This is a genomic window from Streptomyces sp. CO7 (assembly GCF_053474865.1).
This window is the reverse complement of sequence record NZ_JBRIOU010000003.1, coordinates 575,974-577,226: the sequence shown is the minus strand read 5'-3', so window position 1 is coordinate 577,226 and position 1,253 is coordinate 575,974. Positions and strand designations below refer to the sequence as shown.

At 72.8% G+C, this 1,253-nt stretch carries 1 protein-coding gene; it reads left to right on the top strand.

Going from position 1 to position 1,253, the window contains the following annotated elements; all coding sequences use genetic code 11:
- Window positions 1-34: 34 nt before the first annotated feature.
- Window positions 35-1,249, top strand: a complete 1,215-nt coding sequence (serB, locus tag ACOV8S_RS12620) for a phosphoserine phosphatase SerB (RefSeq protein ID WP_448317874.1) — start codon at window positions 35-37, stop codon at window positions 1,247-1,249.
- Window positions 1,250-1,253: the final 4 nt, after the last annotated feature.

Below are 1,253 nucleotides of genomic sequence, written 5' to 3'. Positions count from 1 at the left end.
GTGGGGGCGGAGGGGCGGCTACGGTGGGAGGACCATGAGCGCTGCGCAGAACTCCGACGCCCCCACTCTCCTCGTCAAGATCTTCGGCAAGGACCGCCCCGGGACCACCGCCGGTCTGTTCGAGACCCTCACCTCCTACCGTGTCGACGTCGTCGACATCGAGCAGGTCGTCATCCGCGGCCGGATGGTGCTCTGCGCCCTGGTCACCCAGCCGCCCGCCGGGCAGGAGGGCGACCTGCGGGCCGCCGTCCACAGCTGGGCGGGGTCGGTGAAGATGGAGGCCGAGATCCTCTCCGGCACCGGCGACAACCGTCCCCGCGGCAGCGGCCGCTCCATCGTCACCGTGCTGGGCAACCCGCTGACCGCCGAGCAGACCGCCGCCATCGCCTCCCGGATCACCGCCGCGGGCGGCAACATCGACCGCATCTTCCGGCTGGCCAAGTACCCCGTCACGGCGGTCGAGTTCGCGGTCTCCGGCGTGGCGACGGAGTCCCTGCGCACGGCGCTGGCGACCGAGGCCGCGGCGCTCGGCGTGGACATCGCCGTGGTCTCCGCGGGCCTGCACCGCCGCGCGCAGCGGCTGGTGGTGATGGACGTGGACTCCACCCTCATCCAGGACGAGGTGATCGAGCTGTTCGCGGCCCACGCCGGCTGCGAGGAGAAGGTCGCCGAGGTGACGGCGGCCGCGATGCGCGGCGAGCTGGACTTCGAGCAGTCGCTGCACGCCCGGGTCGCCCTGCTGGAGGGTCTGGACGCCTCGGTGGTGGACAAGGTGCGCAGCGAGGTGCGGCTGACGCCTGGCGCGCGCACCCTGGTGCGCACCCTGAAGCGGCTGGGCTACCAGGTGGGCGTGGTGTCGGGCGGCTTCACCCAGGTCACCGACGACCTGAAGGAGCGCCTGGGCCTGGACTTCGCGCAGGCCAACACGCTGGAGATCGTCGACGGGCGGCTGACCGGCCGGGTGATCGGCGAGGTCGTCGACCGGGCGGGCAAGGCACGGCTGCTGCGCCGGTTCGCGGCCGAGGCGGGCGTGCCGCTGGCGCAGACGGTCGCGATCGGCGACGGGGCGAACGACCTGGACATGCTGAACACGGCGGGTCTGGGCGTGGCCTTCAACGCCAAGCCGGTGGTCCGCGAGGCCGCCCACACGGCGGTGAACGTGCCCTTCCTCGACACGGTGCTGTACCTGCTGGGGATCAGCCGCGAGGAGGTCGAGGCGGCCGACGGCGGCGGCCTCGTCGAGCACTGAGACC